The 17614-nt window shown below is 42.6% G+C and carries 14 protein-coding genes; 5 read left to right on the top strand and 9 right to left on the bottom strand.

Annotated features, from left to right (window positions below):
- Positions 1-203: 203 nt before the first annotated feature.
- The 6 genes from rodA to purH form a co-directional block, all read right to left on the bottom strand.
- Positions 204-1631 carry a rod shape-determining protein RodA gene (gene rodA / locus LH29_RS16845; protein WP_045032063.1) on the bottom strand — a complete coding sequence of 476 codons (1428 nt, stop codon included), beginning with the start codon at positions 1629-1631 and terminating at the stop codon, positions 204-206.
- A complete protein-coding gene (gene mrdA / locus LH29_RS16840) occupies positions 1631-3448 on the bottom strand; it encodes a penicillin-binding protein 2 (protein WP_045032062.1) in 1818 nt (605 codons plus the stop codon). The genes rodA and mrdA overlap by 1 nt, the downstream gene beginning before the upstream one ends.
- 94 nt (positions 3449-3542) lie before the next feature.
- A complete protein-coding gene (gene mreD, locus LH29_RS16835; protein WP_232302858.1) occupies positions 3543-4016 on the bottom strand; it encodes a rod shape-determining protein MreD in 474 nt (157 codons plus the stop codon).
- 10 nt (positions 4017-4026) lie between these two features.
- Complete coding sequence (mreC, locus tag LH29_RS16830; protein ID WP_045032058.1) at positions 4027-4875, bottom strand: rod shape-determining protein MreC; 849 nt, start codon at positions 4873-4875, stop codon at positions 4027-4029.
- A gap of 19 nt (positions 4876-4894) precedes the next feature.
- Positions 4895-5917 (bottom strand): rod shape-determining protein, encoded by a 1023-nt coding sequence (locus LH29_RS16825; protein WP_045032056.1) that lies wholly within the window; start codon positions 5915-5917, stop codon positions 4895-4897.
- Positions 5918-5963: 46 nt separating this feature from the next.
- Positions 5964-7556: a bifunctional phosphoribosylaminoimidazolecarboxamide formyltransferase/IMP cyclohydrolase gene (gene purH / locus LH29_RS16820; RefSeq protein ID WP_045032054.1), complete on the bottom strand. Its 1593-nt coding sequence runs from the start codon at positions 7554-7556 to the stop codon at positions 5964-5966.
- Between the two features lie 270 nt (positions 7557-7826).
- Between purH and LH29_RS16815 the strand changes: the two genes are divergently transcribed.
- Positions 7827-9080 carry an ABC transporter permease gene (locus LH29_RS16815; protein ID WP_045032053.1) on the top strand — a complete coding sequence of 418 codons (1254 nt, stop codon included), beginning with the start codon at positions 7827-7829 and terminating at the stop codon, positions 9078-9080.
- On the opposite strand, the gene mgtE is transcribed toward LH29_RS16815, so the two are convergent.
- Positions 9077-10435 carry a magnesium transporter gene (mgtE, locus tag LH29_RS16810; protein WP_045032052.1) on the bottom strand — a complete coding sequence of 453 codons (1359 nt, stop codon included), beginning with the start codon at positions 10433-10435 and terminating at the stop codon, positions 9077-9079. The two genes, LH29_RS16815 and mgtE, sit on opposite strands and share 4 nt — an antisense overlap.
- Before the next feature lie 3 nt (positions 10436-10438).
- Positions 10439-11206: a 16S rRNA (adenine(1518)-N(6)/adenine(1519)-N(6))-dimethyltransferase RsmA gene (rsmA, locus tag LH29_RS16805; protein WP_045032050.1), complete on the bottom strand. Its 768-nt coding sequence runs from the start codon at positions 11204-11206 to the stop codon at positions 10439-10441.
- Positions 11207-11395: 189 nt separating this feature from the next.
- Between rsmA and LH29_RS16800 the strand changes: the two genes are divergently transcribed.
- From LH29_RS16800 to LH29_RS16785, 4 genes are all read left to right on the top strand, one after another.
- Positions 11396-12424 (top strand): lysylphosphatidylglycerol synthase transmembrane domain-containing protein, encoded by a 1029-nt coding sequence (locus LH29_RS16800; protein WP_045032747.1) that lies wholly within the window; start codon positions 11396-11398, stop codon positions 12422-12424.
- Between the two features lie 76 nt (positions 12425-12500).
- Positions 12501-13754 carry an ABC transporter permease gene (locus tag LH29_RS16795; RefSeq protein ID WP_045032048.1) on the top strand — a complete coding sequence of 418 codons (1254 nt, stop codon included), beginning with the start codon at positions 12501-12503 and terminating at the stop codon, positions 13752-13754.
- 66 nt (positions 13755-13820) lie between these two features.
- Positions 13821-14831 (top strand): LLM class flavin-dependent oxidoreductase, encoded by a 1011-nt coding sequence (locus tag LH29_RS16790; RefSeq protein ID WP_045032046.1) that lies wholly within the window; start codon positions 13821-13823, stop codon positions 14829-14831.
- A gap of 149 nt (positions 14832-14980) precedes the next feature.
- Entirely contained in the window at positions 14981-15592 is a 612-nt protein-coding gene (locus tag LH29_RS16785) for an NUDIX hydrolase (protein WP_045032044.1), read from the top strand.
- On the opposite strand, the gene LH29_RS16780 is transcribed toward LH29_RS16785, so the two are convergent.
- Positions 15589-17535, bottom strand: a complete 1947-nt coding sequence (locus tag LH29_RS16780; protein WP_045032043.1) for a putative porin — start codon at positions 17533-17535, stop codon at positions 15589-15591. The two genes, LH29_RS16785 and LH29_RS16780, sit on opposite strands and share 4 nt — an antisense overlap.
- Between the last annotated feature and the right edge of the window lie 79 nt (positions 17536-17614).

Here is a 17614-nt window from a genome sequence, read left to right as displayed (position 1 = left end):
CTAAGTACTCGCTACCCGAATAAATCTGCGGTTCTTCCTCCCATAGGATATTAAAGAACTATGTTAATTTTTACTGTCTGTTTTTCCCTTTATTGATAAATTTCTGTAAAGAAATTCTTCCGATTTTTTTAAAGCCCCACAAAGGTATAAAAATGGGGGTAGTAAAAAAATGTTTTAAAGAATCTGTAAAAGTAGCAACAACGCTAACCAGAAAGTTTTTCTAAACGACTGGCATCCAGCCGAATAAATATAAACAATAAGATTGTAAACGACCACAACGAAGATCCCCCGTAACTAAAGAATGGAAGTGGTATACCAATAACGGGCATCATGCCAATGGTCATTCCAATGTTTACCATAAAATGGAAAAAGAGGATTACTGCCACCGAATAGCCATAAATACGCGAGAATGTTGACCGTTGCCGCTCAGCAAGCCAGATAAGGCGCATAAAGAAAACCAAGAATAGTAAGATTATGCTCAGCGTTCCTACAAACCCCCACTCTTCGCCAACAGTACAAAATATAAAATCGGTACTTTGTTCCGGTACAAAATCAAATTTGGTTTGTGTTCCTTGCAGATAACCTTTACCCCACATACCTCCTGAACCGATAGCAATTTTACTCTGATTTACGTGGTAGCCGGCACCCTGCGGATTCGATTCAATTCCCAGCAGTTCGTTTATACGTACCTGGTGGTGCGGTTCTAACAAGTTCTCGAAACCGTAATCAACCGAAATGGTGAATAATATGGAACCAATAAATACGATTGCAATCTTTGTATAATTCGGGAGTTTGTTCCGAACACTTTGGTACAACACAATTATTGAGCCCACAACAGCTCCGGTGAGTATAAATTGTGCCAGCTCGAATGAAGTCTTAACCACAAAGTTTAAAAGAACAAAAAAGCCTATTGACAAGGCATAGATAATAGCCACATAAAAAAACTGCTTGAGCTTAGGGTTAAAAATCAGGTACATTATTAAAGCCACACCAACCATTATTAATGCCAGGGTAAGATTGGCTAGTACCAGGGCCAAAACAAAAAGAAGTGCTATCAGGGTTCCGAAGAAAAGTACCACGCCCGATAAACCTTCGCGATACAACACCAAAACAAACGAAAAGTAAACCAATGCCGAGCCGGTATCGTTCTGCAACAAAATTAAAAACACCGGCCCTAATATAATTGCCGCAACAGTTAGTAACGATTTGGGAGTTTGCAATTTAAAACCATGCGTGCTCATGTAGCGTGCCAATGCCAGCGCTGTTGCTGATTTTGTAAACTCGGACGGTTGAAATAAGAATGGCCCGATTTCGTACCATGATCGTGCTCCGTTTATTTCTTTCCCGATAAAGGGAACCAGCAGTAGTAATACAATGAATACACCATAAATAATGTAGGAGAAAAACACATAAAAGTTATCCTCCAGCAACATAACAATCAAGGCCAATACGGCTGCGAATCCGATCCACATCAGCTGTTTTCCATATTGTTGTGTAATATCGAAAATGCTTTGATGCTCATCGCTGTACAAAGCTGCATAAATATTAAACCAGCCCAGGAACACCATTAATAAATACAGGCCAACGGTTAACCAATCAATATTTGCTAATATGTTATTTCTTCTTGGCATTAATCTGCTAATTCCGGGTTGTGCGGATCTGTTAAAACAGCCTCCATCATTTGTTTTTCGTATATAAGCCGGTTATCGGCAATACTATCGTTCAGGTACTTTTCAATCAGTAAGCTTGCAATAGGCGCCGCATAACTTGCTCCCCATTTACTATGCTCAACATATACACAAAGTGCAATTTTCGGATCGTCAGCAGGTGCAAAAGCCATGTACGCGCCATGATCGATTCCCTGGTTGTTTTCAATGGTTCCCGTCTTTCCACAATAACTAATTCCGGGAACAGAACGGTTTAAACGTGCAATGGTAACCTGTCGCATACCCTCGTAAACTGGCTCGAAATATTGGGCGTCAATTCCGGTTTCGTGTTTAACCGAAAAACTACTTTGTACCGTATCATTTTCAACCTCCTTAATAATATGCGGTTGATAATAGTAGCCTCTGTTGGCCAGAATAGCTGCCAGATTGGCCATTTGCAGTGGAGTTGTTCCCAACTCTCCCTGCCCGATTGCCAGCGATCGTACGGTGAGTGCCTGCCACCAATCTCCCTTATGTACCCTATTGTAATATTCTACTGTTGGTCGCAGTCCCGGATTTTCGTTATAAAACTCGGTACTTACTCTTTGCCCCAGTCCAAAACGTTTTACATACTCACTCCACACATGAAAACCGACAGCTGTGGTTGGATATTTATTGATCGTACTTCGGAATGTATTCCACAAAAACGGGTTACACGATTCGCGCACCGCATCGATAACACTGGCCGGCGAAATATGATTATGAGTACACTTGATTGGACTGGAAGACCTGCCGTTACAAACAATCCTTGTGGCATTGTTGATTGCACCTTCCTGCAAGCCAATTAAAATGTTGAAAGGCTTAAATGTTGACCCCGGCGGATAACGCGCTTGCAACGAGCGATCAAACAAAGGCATTAAGGTATCGTTTTGCAGCTGGCTAAAGTTTTTTCCCCGAACCCGTCCCACCAGCAAACCCGGATCGTAAGTCGGGGCACTCAACATGGCAAGAATTTCGCCTGTTTTTGGTTCAATCGCCACTACAGCTCCTTTTTTATTCTGAAAAAGTTCTTCGGCATAAAGCTGCAAATCAATATCAATTGTCGATACAAGGTTTTTACCTATTTCGGCCGGTTTATCTTCTGCTCCGTTCAGGTATGAGCCCTGGTTGCGGTTGTGCACGTCAACCATTATTTTTTTTACACCTTTTACGCCGCGAAGCTGCTTTTCGTAGGTTCTTTCGACCCCACTTTGCCCAATATAGTCGCCCGATTTATAGTAGGTATCCCGTTTTATGTCGGAAGCATTAACTTCGCCTACGTAACCTAAAACGTGGGCTGCAACCGGGTATGAATATTCACGTAATGTTCTGGTTTGCGAGTGAAACCCTTTAAACTTATACAACTGTTCCTGTAACAAGGCAAAACTTTCAGGCGATATCTGTTTGATTAAAACCGATGGTTTATAGCTTGAATAATTTTTGGCTTTGGCAATTCCCTCTTCAAGATCTGGGCGGGTAATATCAAGTAAATTACAAAGTAAAAGGGTATCGAATTCGCCTACTTCGCGTGGTGTAATCATCAGATCGTAGGCCGTTGTATTGTACACCAGCAACTCGCCATTACGGTCGTACACCAGTCCGCGTGCCGGATACTGAACAACTTCGCGTAAAACCTGGTTAGTGGCAGATTGTTTATAATCAGAATCCATTACCTGAAGGCGGAACAGATCGATAATATAAATCAATCCAACCACCACAAAAATGGCTGCAACAATATAACTTCGTTTCGACAAATTGTTCATGTATTACCTGCCTGTAATAAGTTCTGACTACCAGCAACAAAAAGCTGCCATTCTATCTAAAAATTCAAATTAAGTACCCTTCTTTCGACTTCTGTTAATCGCGAAATACAATAAACTGGCTTAAAACTATAACAAAAATTGAAAACAAGGAACTTAAAACGATACGATATAGGGTTCCTAAAATATCAGCGAAAGTAAATACTTCGACAAAGAATAGTGCCAAATGATGCAGGAACACCATTACTGCCGTGTAATACAGAAACCAGCCCAAACCGTTTTGAGCCAATCCCGGGTAATCTGCCATGTCCTCTTCGCGGCTGGTAATAGACCTGATGATAGGCGGACGCAAAAAAGCAATAAACACCGAGGCAAAAGCATGAACACCCAGAGTATTGGAGAAGATATCGATACTGAGGCCGATGAAAAATCCGCCCAAAAGAAGCACATACCGTGGTGTATTTACCGGAAGCAGCATAATAAACAAGATGTAGATATATGGATTTACAAACCCACTAACCTGCACCTGGTTTAAAAACAGTACTTGCGTAAGCACAAGCACAATAAACATTATTGCATATTTAATTATTTCCCGCCCCATCTAATACTTCATTCTCCAGAGTTTTTAACTCCTCTTTTTTCACATTTTCGATTACATGCACATAACGTATCGATTTAAAATCGACAGCCAGCTTCACATTTATATTGTAGTAATTTTCGCCCTGTGGTTTATCAAACGATAAAATCGTACCAATCAGTAATCCTTCAGGGAAAATAGATGAATAACCACTTGTTACCACCGTATCTCCTTTTGCCAGATTTACGTGAATTGGAATTTCGAGCAAATCGGCCTGACGGTAATTCTGTCCGTCCCAGCGCAACGAACCGTAATAGCCCGAGTTTTTGAGTTTTGCTGAAATGCTCCATCGCGGATTAAGCAACGACAAACCCGAAGCATAGGAATTTGAAACACTGGTAACCACCCCAACCACTCCTTGAGGCGACAGAATCCCCTGATCGGCTTTTATTCCGTCTTCGAGACCTTTATTTAGCGTAATATAATTCTGCTGCTTATTGGCCGAATTATTAATAATACGCGCTGCCCTGAACACAAAATTTGAATCGGACAGTTCAAACGTAGTTATTATCGAATCTGATACTGATATTTCCTCCAATGTACCTTCATCGAGCACCGACCGAAGATAAGCATTTTCGTTTGCCAGCTCTTTATTTACGCGTGCCAGTTCGAAATACTGAAATACCGAACTTGTGGCATTGTAAAAACTGGCCGAAATATAATTGGCTGAATTCAGAAAACGCGACCGCTGAAAACTATTGTAGTTAAATACCAGCACCAACGAAACCGCTTCTAAAAAAAGAAACAGTAGAAACGCAAAATTTCTTACCAGGAATCGAAGGAGACTGCGCATTTATATTTTTAACTTTCTGTTATCGGATAAGGAATGAGAAGTTTTCAACATTTTTCAGGGCAATACCGGTACCTCTTACCACCGCACGTAACGGATCTTCTGCAATGTGGAACGGAATACCAATTTTGTCGGTCAGTCGTTTGTCAAGGCCTTTTAACAAGGCGCCACCGCCTGCCAGCCAAATTCCTTTAACCACAATATCGGCATACAACTCCGGAGGTGTTTGCTCCAAAGCACTCAACACCGCAGTTTCAATTTTCGAGATCGATTTTTCCAGGCAATGTGCAATTTCCTGGTACGAAACCGGCACCTCAATTGGTAATGCAGTCATTTGGTTTGGCCCCTGAACTACATAATCCGGTGGTGGTTCTTTTAGCTGTGATAAAGCCGAACCAACATGAATTTTTATTTCCTCTGCTGTACGTTCACCAATTTTAATATTGTGTTGATGACGCATATATTCCATAATGTCGGCGGTAAGATCGTCGCCGGCAATACGGATTGATTTGTTGGTAACAATACCACCGAGAGAGATAACTGCAATCTCGGTAGTACCACCACCTATATCCACTACCATGTTTCCTTCAGGTGCTTCCACATCTAACCCGATACCAATTGCGGCGGCCAGTGGTTCGTAAACCATGTACACCTCGCGTCCGCCGGCATGTTCCGACGAGTCGCGTACCGCACGAATTTCAACTTCGGTACTTCCTGAAGGGATACAAATTACCATTTTTAAAGCCGGAGAAAACATCCTCGACTTCGGGTTAATCATTTTAATCATCCCCCTGATCATCTGCTCCGCAGCATTAAAGTCGGCAATTACACCGTCGCGTAACGGTCTGATCGTCTTTAAATTTGCGTGCGTCTTCCCCTGCATTTGCCTGGCTTTCTCTCCAATGGCAACCATCTTTTCGGTTTTCATATCGATGGCTACAATCGAAGGTTCGTCCACTACAATTTTATCATTATGGATGATAATAGTATTGGCCGTTCCAAGGTCAATTGCTATCTCCTGCGTTAAAAATGAAAATAAGCCCATAAATTAATTTGCTTTGTATCTAGTGCTATAAAGATAATTTTATTTATTAATGTCTGAAATGTCTGCGGCCTGTAAATGCCATGGCAATGCCAAATTCGTTACAAGCGTCGATCACCTCTTCGTCGCGGATGCTTCCACCCGGCTCGATGATGTATTTTACTCCGTATTCGTTGGCTGCCTCAATGCTGTCGCGGAACGGGAAGAAAGCATCCGAAATCAGTACCGATTTTTCGATATCCAATCCACCTTTCAGGTCGAAACGCGGCATGGTAAGGTAGCGTAAACTGTCTAAGCGGTTTGGCTGCCCCATTCCTGCTCCGGTTAACCAGAATGCTCCGTTTTCATTCTCGGTAACTACTGCAATGGCGTTACTTTTTAAATGTTTACAAGCGATTGAACCGAATTTGGCCAGGTTCATTTTCGAGGCTTCAAATTCTTTTTTGGTTACTGTTTTGAATTCTGTATCCAAACCTTCATCTTCATCCTGAACCAGCATACCACCGCTAATCGAACGGTATAATTTTTCTCCTGCCACCATTGGGCGAACCGGTGTTACCAAAACACGAAGATTTTTCTTCTTGGCTAAAACCTCCAGTGCCTCGTCGGTATATGCAGGAGCGATAATAATTTCGATGAATTTTTTACCAAACCATTCAGCTACTTCCTGGGTAACGGTTTCTGTAAAACAAATAATTCCGCCAAAGGCGCTGATTGGGTCACCGGCCCAGGCCAGTTCCAACGATTCCATAATGCTGTCGGTTACTGCCAAACCACAAGGATTTAGGTGTTTAATAACCGAAACGGCCACTTTATTTTCAAGATGTGTAACCGAGTGATAAGCGTCGCTGGCTGATTTCCAGGCTGCATCGGCATCCAGCATATTGTTGTATGATAATGCTTTTCCCTGAAGTACCTGAGCATTGGCAAGGCCTGCACCTTTGGCAACGTTATTGAATTTAAAGAATGTAGCTGCCTGGTGTGGATTTTCTCCGTAACGTAAAACATCACCATCGTTCAGGCTAATGCGCTCTGTTCCGGCATCAACACCTTCGTTGAAATAGCTAAAAATTGCAGCATCGTAATGCGACGAAACACCAAATGCTTTTCCGGCAAACCATTTACGGTCTTCCAAACTAAATTCGCCATTGTTGGCTTCCAGTTTTTCAAGAAGTGGCTGATATTCGTTTTGCGAAGGAACGATCACCACATCTTTAAAGTTTTTGGCAGCGGCACGAATCAATGAAATTCCACCTATATCTATTTTTTCAATAATATCCTGTTCTTCGGCTCCCGAGGCCACTGTATCTTCAAACGGATACAGATCAACAATTACTAGGTCGATCTCCGGGATTTCGTATTCTGTTAACTGGCTTACATCGCCCTGGTTGTCGCGACGTGATAAAATTCCGCCAAACACTTTTGGATGCAACGTTTTTACGCGTCCGCCCAAAATCGACGGGTAACCGGTTAAACTTTCAACTGCAGTAACCTCAACACCCAACGACTCGATAAAACTTTTTGTACCACCTGTACTTAAAATCTTAACACCCAAGTCGTTTAGTTTTGTAACAATCTTATCTAAATTTTCTTTGTGAAAGACTGAAACCAGAGCAGTCTTAATTTTTTTATTATCAGCCATTTATTGGATTTTTCAAATTCGCTTGCAAAGATAAAAAAAACAGACAATTTACTATTATAAACAAAGGGCGAATTAAAATATTATTCACAGCTTTAAGTATTTCTAAAATCATTGTAATATTTTCACCAAAATTACACTAATACAACAGTTCCTATTTGCTGACTTTGGTACGAGGATAAAATTATCCAAAATCACTTTTTTAAAACCTGTTGTTTTTAAGTAGCACAATAGAAAACAAGTACTACTTTTACTTTAAATTAAAACCTGAAAATGTTACTGCTTCGATTGATATACGAGTCCTTTTCATTTGCTGCAAATTCGCTTACAGCCAATAAACTGCGAACCATACTTTCGTTGCTGGGTGTTACCATCGGCATTTTCGCTATAATTTCCGTTTTTACGGTTATCGATTCGTTGGAAGGTTTTATCCGCGACAGCCTGAACTCGCTGGGCAGCAACATGGTTTATGTGCAAAAAATGCCCTGGACTCCTCCTGAAGGTGAAACTGAATATCCGTTCTGGAAATACCAAAATCGCCCCGTACCTACCTTAGAAGAAACTGAAGAAGTAATAAGGCGTGCACAAACGATTGACAATGCCGCTTTTTTATTTGGTTTTGGCCGTAAAGTTCAGTATGGAAGCACCACACTCGACAATGCAGTAATCATGGCAACCTCAGGCGGACTGATGGATGTGTGGAACCTGGAAATTGCACAAGGGCGTTACTTTACAGATTCGGAAATGCGAAACGGGGCACCGGCTGCAGTTATCGGGCACGAAATTGCCGACCAGCTTTTCGATGGACTGGATCCGGTTGGCCGAACCATAAAAATTCAGGGGCAGAAGTTTAATATTATTGGTGTTTACACGCCAATGGGCCAGGATGCTTTTGGAACCAGCATGGACCGCTATATCCACATTAGTGTTGTAAAATCGTATTACATGATTGATGTGCGTGACCGCGACCGTGGACAAACCATTTGTATTAAAGCAAAAGATAATATTGATACCGACAAATTTATGGCCGAATTGGAAGGTATTATGCGCACCATTCGCCGGCTGAAACCAATGGAGGAGAACGACTTTGCACTAAATGAAGTGAGTATTGTAGCCAACCAGTTCGATCAGTTTTTTGTGGTGTTTAACCTCGCCGGAGCTATTATTGGCGGATTCTCGATATTGGTTGGAGGTTTTGGAATTGCGAACATCATGTTTGTTTCGGTAAAAGAACGAACCAAAATAATTGGCATACAGAAATCGCTGGGAGCCAAACGTTATTTTATACTGTTACAATTTATTTTCGAGGCAATTGTACTTTCAGTAATTGGCGGAGTTATCGGCTTGCTGTTGATTTATGCAGGAACAATTATTGTAAACCAGTCGACCGATTTCACCATTGTTTTAACTACCGGAAATATAATTAACGGCCTGATGATTTCATCCGTTATCGGTTTCCTCGCCGGATTTATGCCGGCACGTGCCGCAGCCAAACTCGATCCGGTAATTGCAATAAACTCAGTTTAAACCAAATTGAAGAATATACCCGAGATTGTCAGGTAAATCATCATTCCCAAAATATCGTTCATGGTAGTAATAAAGGGCCCGGTTGCCAAAGCAGGGTCGATCTTAAAACGATGGAGAATCAAGGGAATTACAGTGCCAAACAAGGAAGCAAAAAGAATAACAATAAACAGTGAAATAGACACCGAATAGGTAAGGTTCATATTGCCGGAGACAAAAAAGTTGTAGCAAAAAATAAGCAATGCAAAAATACTCGCCGTTAAAACAGCTACCGAAACCTCTTTAACAATTTTTCGTGCCGGCGTTTCAATATCTTTAACACCACTGGCAATACTTTGCACTACAATTGATGACGATTGTACTCCAACATTACCGGCCATCGCTGCAATAAGCGGAATAAAAAATGCGAGTTCCGTTACTTTTTGCAACGATTCCTCGTGTGAGCCTAAAACCACTGCTCCGAGAATACCTCCCAATAATCCAATCAGCAACCACGGAAAACGTGCTCGCAAAACCTGAAAGACTTTATCGCCTGGCTCCACATCGCCGGTAATACCCGAAACCATCTGGTAATCTTTTTCGGCCTCGTCACGCACAAAATCAATCACATCATCGAAAGTGATTCGCCCTTGCAAACGCCCGATTTCATCCACCACCGGCATGGCTACAAGGTCGTATTTATCCATTAACTCGGCTACCTCTTCCTGCCGTGTATTGGTGTATACTTTTTGTATATCCGGATCGTAAATTTTCGATACTTTGGTGTTGGTATGATTTAATATCAGCTTTTTCAGCGAAAGTACGCCCTTAAGTTTATCGTCGTTGTCGGTTACATAAATATAGAAAATCTCGTCTACCTCTTCTGCCTGTCGGCTTATTTCTTTCAGGCAGGTGGCCACATTCCAGTTTTCGTTTACAGCAACCAGCTCTTTTGCCATTATACCACCGGCCGAATCTTCTTCGTAATCCAGCAGATCGATAATATCCCCCGCCTGCTCAATGTCTTCAATTTCATTCAGTACTTCTTTCTGTACGTCTTCATCCAGATCGGCAACAATATCGGCAGCATCATCCGAATCCATGAATTCGATGAAGCGTGTGGCGATCATTTCAGGCGGAATAACTTTCAAAAAGCGGCGGCGGTCGTCTTCATCAATCTCAATCAGAACATCAGAAGCTTTTTCTCCATCAAGCAATAAATAAATGAATTTCGCTTCGTCAGTGTTCAGATCATCCATAACCTCGGCAATATCAGCCGGGTGGAGATCCTGCATTAAGGCAGCAACTTCCTTCTTCTTCCCCTCCTCAATCAGCTCTTTTAACTGCTCAATGTATTCTCTGGTTGCTTCAAAACTCATGATTTACTGTTTTTCGATTTCTTCGATTTTACAAGTTAGATCAATAAACGCACCGACCGAAAGTTGTTCCGGACGTTTCATAGCATACTCTTCGGGTAAAGCTGAACAAATTTCCTTTAAAGAGTTACGTAGCATTTTTCGGCGAAGGTTAAAGGCTGCCTTCACCACTTTTACAAACAGTGCTTCACTGCACGGTAGTTCTTTTAACTGGTTGCGTTTTAACCTTACCACTGCCGATTTTACTTTTGGCGGTGGGTTAAACACACCTTCTGACACGGTAAACAGGTATTCGATATCGAAAAAAGCCTGTAGTAGAACACTCAGGATACCATAAACTTTCGATCCGTGAGGCGCAGCAATACGTTCGGCAACCTCTTTTTGTATCATTCCAACAGTTTCGGGAATGCGGTTGCGGTATTCCAACACGCGAAAAAAGATTTGCGATGAAATATTGTAAGGGAAATTACCGATAACACTGAAATTACCTGAAAAACGATCAGCAACATCAGCTTTCAGAAAATCTTCTCCCCAAATATGTTGAAGTGTCGGAAAATTTTGTTTGAGGTATTCTACCGATTCGGTATCGATCTCAACAACATGGACATTAAGTTCCGGGCGTTGTAAAAGATATTGAGTGAGTACTCCCATTCCAGGGCCGATTTCCAGTATATCCGGTACATCGGCTCCCAGGCTGTCAACAATTTTCCGCGCAATATTTTGGTCGGTTAAAAAATGCTGACCTAGATTTTTTTTGGGTCTTACATAACTCATTACACTCAGCCTCGTCCATTGTCAATTTTACTTAATATCTCTTTTTCGTTCGATTAATAAAACAAATTTATATTTTTGCCATCAAAGAAATGCTCGATACCTAAGGGTATTTTTCGCGTCGTGAAAGTAGTAAAATTTAAGGGAAATAACAGATAGCGCGGAAAAGAAAGCATTAAAAAGACCTTGATTTTGAAAAAAACAATCGTTAAGATTCTACAGTTTATCGGCTTCTTTGCACTGGGAGCTTTCATCTTTTGGCTTATTTACAAAGATCAGGATATTGAACGGATTAAAACCGTTTTAAAGAATGATGTAAACTACTGGTGGGTGGCACTCTCGCTGTTTCTTGGCTTGTTGAGCCACATCAGCCGCACTCTTCGCTGGGGTTTAATGATCGAACCTATTGGACATAAACCACGCTTTATCAATACTTTTCTGGCCGTTATGGTAGGCTATTTAATGAACATGGCATTCCCACGTATGGGCGAAGTATCGCGCTGCGGTGTTTTGGCCCGTTACGAAAAAATATCGTTTACCAAACTGGTGGGCACTGTGGTTGCGGAGCGACTGATCGACCTGATATCGCTGCTGATTTTGCTGGCGCTTGTTATTCTTTCGCAGTTTGGAGAGATGCTTAACTTTATGAAAGCCAATCCGGGAATATCGGAGAAACTACATGCCGCCATCACGTCGCCTTACCTTATCATTGGCGTTGTTGTGCTGGCCGTTTTGATCTTTGTTTTCAGAAACGCATTTAAACATACTGCCTTTTTCAAAAAGATAATAGAAGTAATACGCAACTTTAAAGAGGGTTTCATTTCTATCCGAAACATAGAGAAAAAAGGCTGGTTCTTTTTTCACTCGGCGTTTATCTGGGGCATGTATTACCTAATGCTTTACGCGGTATTCTTTGCATTCGATTTTACCAGCGACCTGAACCCGATTGCCGGACTAACCACATTTGTACTTGCAAGTTTTGGAATGGTGGCCCCGGTGCAGGGTGGAATCGGGGCATGGCATTTTATGGCAAAAGAAGCCTTGTCGCTGTACGGCGTAGCCAACGAAAATGGAATTATCTTTGCTTTTGTGGCGCACACGTCAATGACTGCAATGATAATTCTCATTGGTATACTATCTATACTCATTCTTCCGTTTATTAATCGCCGAAGTGATGTTACTGAAGAAAAACCGGTTCAGGAAACCGTGAGTGCAATCTAGCCGCCGTATTTAAGCGGCCTGCACCCAATGCTTATCGGTATTATTTGTATTTTGGCAACTTAAAACGTCGACAATTTTGAACACCGAACTCTTTATATCGCGCAGGCTTTTTTTCGACAAGGCTAACAAAAAGCAATTGTCGCAACGTATTATTCGTATTGCGCTGGCAGGTATTGCACTGGGTTTAACGGTAATGATTGTTGCCGTGGCGGTGGTTACCGGTTTTAAAAAAGAGATCCGCAACAAAGTGATCGGCTTTGGTTCGCACATTCAGATTATTAATTACGACTCGAACAACTCGTACGAAACCAGCGCTGTTTCAGAAGATCAGCCATTCTTAGCCGATGTAAAAGCACTACCCGGTGTAAAACGCCTGCAGCCTTATGCCACCAAACCGGGAATGATAAAAACCGACGAGTACATTCAGGGAATTGTGTTTAAAGGTGTAGACGAAAACTACGACTGGCAATTTTTTAACAAACATCTTATTGAGGGCCAATTACCGAATATTAACGACACTGCCCGTGTAAACGAAGTGTTGCTGTCGGCGCAGGTGGCCAAACTGTTGCGCCTGAAACTGAACGACCGTATTGTAGTATATTTTATTACCGGCGACGAGGTTATTCCGCGCATGCAGCAAATGCAGATTAGTGGTATTTACCGCACCGGTTTCGAAGAGTTCGACCAGCTGTTTATTGTGGGCGACCTGAAACAAATTCAACGCCTTAACGACTGGCGCCCCGACCAGATTACCGGCTTCGAAGTAATTGCCACCGACTTTTTCGATATCGACAATATTGAGCAGCAAATACGCAATATTATTATCAGCTACCGCGAAGAAAACGCGGAGATACTGCGCACACAAAGTATTACGCGCGTTTACCCGCAAATTTTCGACTGGCTGTCGATACTCGATATGAACGTTTGGATCATCCTGATTTTGATGGTTATTGTTGCGGCATTTAACATGGTGTCGGGGCTGCTGGTGCTGATACTCGAACGTACCGGAATGATCGGCGTGCTAAAAGCGATGGGAAGCCCCAACTGGAGCATCCGAAAAGTGTTTGTGTACCTCTCGGTATTTCTAACCGGGCGTGGGCTGCTGTGGGGAAACATTATTGGCGTGGCTATCGTGTTGCTGCAAAAGTTTTTTCATATCATTCAGCTTAATCCCGAATCGTATTACGTTGATTATGTTCCGATGAATTTTTCGCTTTCGCATTTGCTGCTACTCAACCTCGGAACCATTGTTATTACTTCACTCATCCTGATAATTCCAAGCTGGTTTATCTCCAAAATTTCGCCTGATAAAGTGATTCGCTTCGACTAATTTTACTTCTGCACATAATCAATATCACTCCTTCTTTGTTATTAAAGGCCAAAGGAGAAAACAAGTATGACAGACAGAAAACAATTGGCCTTTTCGGTGCTCGATTTAGCACCGGTTGCCGAAGGCTCGACTCCCGCTGATGCTTTACGCAACAGCCTCGAACTGGCACAACACACTGAACAGCTGGGCTACAGCCGCTACTGGGTGGCCGAACATCACAACATCATAAGTGTGGCCAGCGCCGCCACATCGATAATAATTGGATACATTGCCGCAGGAACAAAAAACATACGCGTAGGTTCCGGTGGAATTATGCTGCCCAACCATTCGCCGCTAATCGTTTCCGAGCAGTTTGGTACCCTCGCTGCGCTTTACCCCAATCGTATCGATCTGGGTTTAGGCCGCGCACCCGGAACCGACCCGGTAACGGCTGCCGAACTGCGTTACGACCGCATGCGTGCCGCACAGGATTTCCCCAACGAAGTGCGTAAGATTCAACAATATTTCTCAGTTGAAAATAAAAATTCCGAAGTGCGCTCCGTTTTGTCGGAAGGTGCCGACGTGCCTATTTATATCTTAGGATCGAGCACCGACAGTGCTTACCTGGCCGCCGAACTGGGATTGCCTTATGCATTTGCCAGCCATTTTGCCCCGCAAATGCTTATTGCGTCGCTGAGAATTTACCGCGGGAATTTTAAACCATCGGCCCAACTCGACAAACCGTATGTGATTGTTGGCAGCCAGGTGGTTGCTGCCGAAACCGACGACGAAGCCGAGTACCTGGCCAGCACCATGCGACGAAGTTTTATGGGAATTCTTACCGGCCGTCGTGAGCTGATGCAGCCACCCACCCACCACCTGGGTTACGAAAAATGGGGCATTATAAAAGAGCGCATCGACCAGATGCTCGCCTGCTCGCTTATTGGCGGAAATGAAAAAGTTGAGCGTGAGCTAAAAGAGCTTGTCGCAAACACCAATGCAGACGAAATTATTGTTTCATCGCACATTTACGATCAACAAAAGCGGTTGGATTCGTACCGGATTTTTTCTGAGGTGGTGAAAGGTTTTGAATATTAATCTGATTCTGCCCCTCGTTTGCAAACGAGGGGTAGTTGAGTAAAATCCAGTCATAGTAACTTTATGTTACCCTTTGCTCACACAACAACAAACATTGTTTCTGCGTTTGTCCTACTCAATTCTGCAGGTATTTTTTATTTTTGCGTCTTATGATCACCAGTCCTGATAAAATAGCAGCCGCTTTAAAAGCCGACCTTCCCGGTTCACCGTCGCATTATAAAATGCTGCCGCCCGGGCGTGTGCTAAATCCTGCTCCCGAAGACCAGAGTAAGGTGAAGCCTAGCAGTGTGCTGGTGTTGCTTTTTCGTGATGTTGACGGATTAAAGGTCTGCCTGATTAAGCGCCCCGCGTATATGAAACACCATGCCGGGCAAATTGCCTTGCCGGGCGGACGGATAGAGCCCAACGAAAGTGCAAGTGAAACTGCGTTGCGTGAAACTTACGAAGAAATTGGAATTCCACGAGATAAGATCAGGCTGTTGGGAACGCTTTCGCCTTTTTATGTTGAGGTGAGCCGTTTCCAGATCACGCCTTTTGTGGGTTGGATGGATACCAATCCTGAATTTATACTTTGTCCTGATGAAGTGGAGAAAACCATTCTTTTCCCAATTGATGACTTTAAACCACCATACTCCACCATCGAATTAAAAACACTTACCGGATTAATGAAAGTGCCCTGCGTAAAATACGATGGAGAAATAATTTGGGGTGCTACCGCTATGATTCTTTCGGAATTTTATGACTTGATCAATCAAGCCTAATCATACCACGCCCACGAAACTCCCAAACGGAAAGTAGCCCGCGGCATTGGGTAATTTGGTGTTGTCATGTAATCACCATCAATAAAATGTGTACCGATGTTCATATATTTAAAGAATACCTTCGTACGTTTCAGGCGCAATGTAGCATACACATCAATGTATGGATAGTTTCCGTATTCTTTTTCGCTCTGCAAATAAAACAAGCCGGTTGACGGTGAATACGCATCGGCATAATAACTTGTATTGTAGCGCACATCGGCACCAATTTGTGTGAACATTACTTTCGAAATGGTAAACTGGTAATAGGTATTTACAAAAGCCGACCATTCGGGTAAATGCAGGTAGCGCTCCTCCGAAACTTTTTGCCAAAGTAATCGCGTGCGGAAATGAAAACGCCGGTAGTTAAAATCCTTATCGGCATATACCGACATTACCAGTATTTCGTTTGACGTTTGATCAGGAATAGCTTCCTCGTTATTATACAGGAAATTATTTATGGCCGCATAGTTGACTGCCAATTCGAGTTTGCGTTGCGGTACTTTGAATTTTGCTCCCAGCGTAATACGTTGTTCGGCACCAAAATCGTTGTCCCACTGAAAATGATTCGACCGGAATGTTTCCTGGAAATAGTCAGGCACACGGTTCTCGAACGAACCGGTAAAAATCATTGCTGCTGCTGAATCGCCCCAGAACTGAAATGGTTTGGTAATCATTCCATTTAACTCGAGCTCTCCGGCATTTCGCCCGGCCAGGTTCACTTTCCCATCAAAATTCCACAGCCAAAAGCTGCCCATTTCCCTGAAAATACCTCCACCAATATACAGGTTCGAGTATTTAATATCAAAACGTCGGTGGGTTGAATCATTTACCTGAACACCCGGAGTATTTCCGCGGTACAGCTCGTGCCCCAGAAAGGCTCTTTTTCCAAAGGTGTATTTTCTGTTCGGGTTTTCGTACTGTTTCAGTTGAAATACATTACTAATTCTCCGGTATTTAATTTCATCGGTTGTGTAACCATCGCCGAAGTATGTATTCTCAAAAAAAACGTTTGAAGTGTCTTCTTCATCTATAAACTTCTGTGAATAACGGTCGTGCTCGAAACTGTACATTATTCCGAGTATTGGCCTGAACACATCTACGCTGTCTACCGGATCGAAATCGTATTTCCCCAGTCGGTATTCGGCGGTGGTGTAATAGTTAATACTGTTGAATTTACTACTTGCCTCAGTCAGGTTCGTAGACCAGTATTCCGGATCAAGTTCCGAAGAAAGTAGTGTATCGCTTACTATTCCACCGTTTTCGCTGTTTTTTATTGAGTTGGAGATAAAACCTCCGTGAACATTCCACTGGTCGCGATTATAACTGGTATTTAGTGCCACAAAGTTGTTTTTGGCATCCTGTGCGCTGTATTGTCCGTCCGATTTCTCCTGATTGGTACGGAAAGTCCAGTTCCAGAAAGGCGTAACATTTTGCGAGTGCACCACATCAAAACGCGTTTCGTTATTCCTCGATTTGTTTTCGCTTTGGCTGTAATCGAATCGGGTATACGGCGTAGTGGTGTTCATGTATTTAATTTTCGCCGGTGTTAACAGGTAATCCTGCCTCGATTGAAGGAAAAAGTAATTGGTTTGATTGCGACGCTGGAAAAAGTCGTTGGTCATACCGGGATTACCGTAGTTACCCGTATAGGTTGCCGATATGGCATTTTTAAATACCGGATGATAGATGTGATTGTAATCGTGTAGTGTATCTAATATTGTTGAATCTTTAAACGCACCATCACCTTTAAGATACCACAGTTTTATTTTTGACGGAACTTCTTTTACAGATGTTTGTTCTTCCTGTTCCCCCTCCATGTCGATACCCCGTGGCTGCGCCATTACAAAAATGGGCAGTACCATAAAAATAACAACCGTGAATAAAAAATACCGTGCTTTTAGCATACAGAAAATTTTAGCACAAATCTAAAAAAAGCATTTAAGGCGTCATTATAAGTTAAATACTTTTTAGCTTAATTAACAA

Origin of the sequence: Draconibacterium sediminis, assembly GCF_000949475.1 — a bacterium.
In the GTDB taxonomy this organism is placed as follows: Bacteria; Bacteroidota; Bacteroidia; order Bacteroidales; family Prolixibacteraceae; genus Draconibacterium; species Draconibacterium sediminis.
Note: the sequence above shows the minus strand (reverse complement) of the source record. Positions and strands in the feature narration are given on the sequence as shown.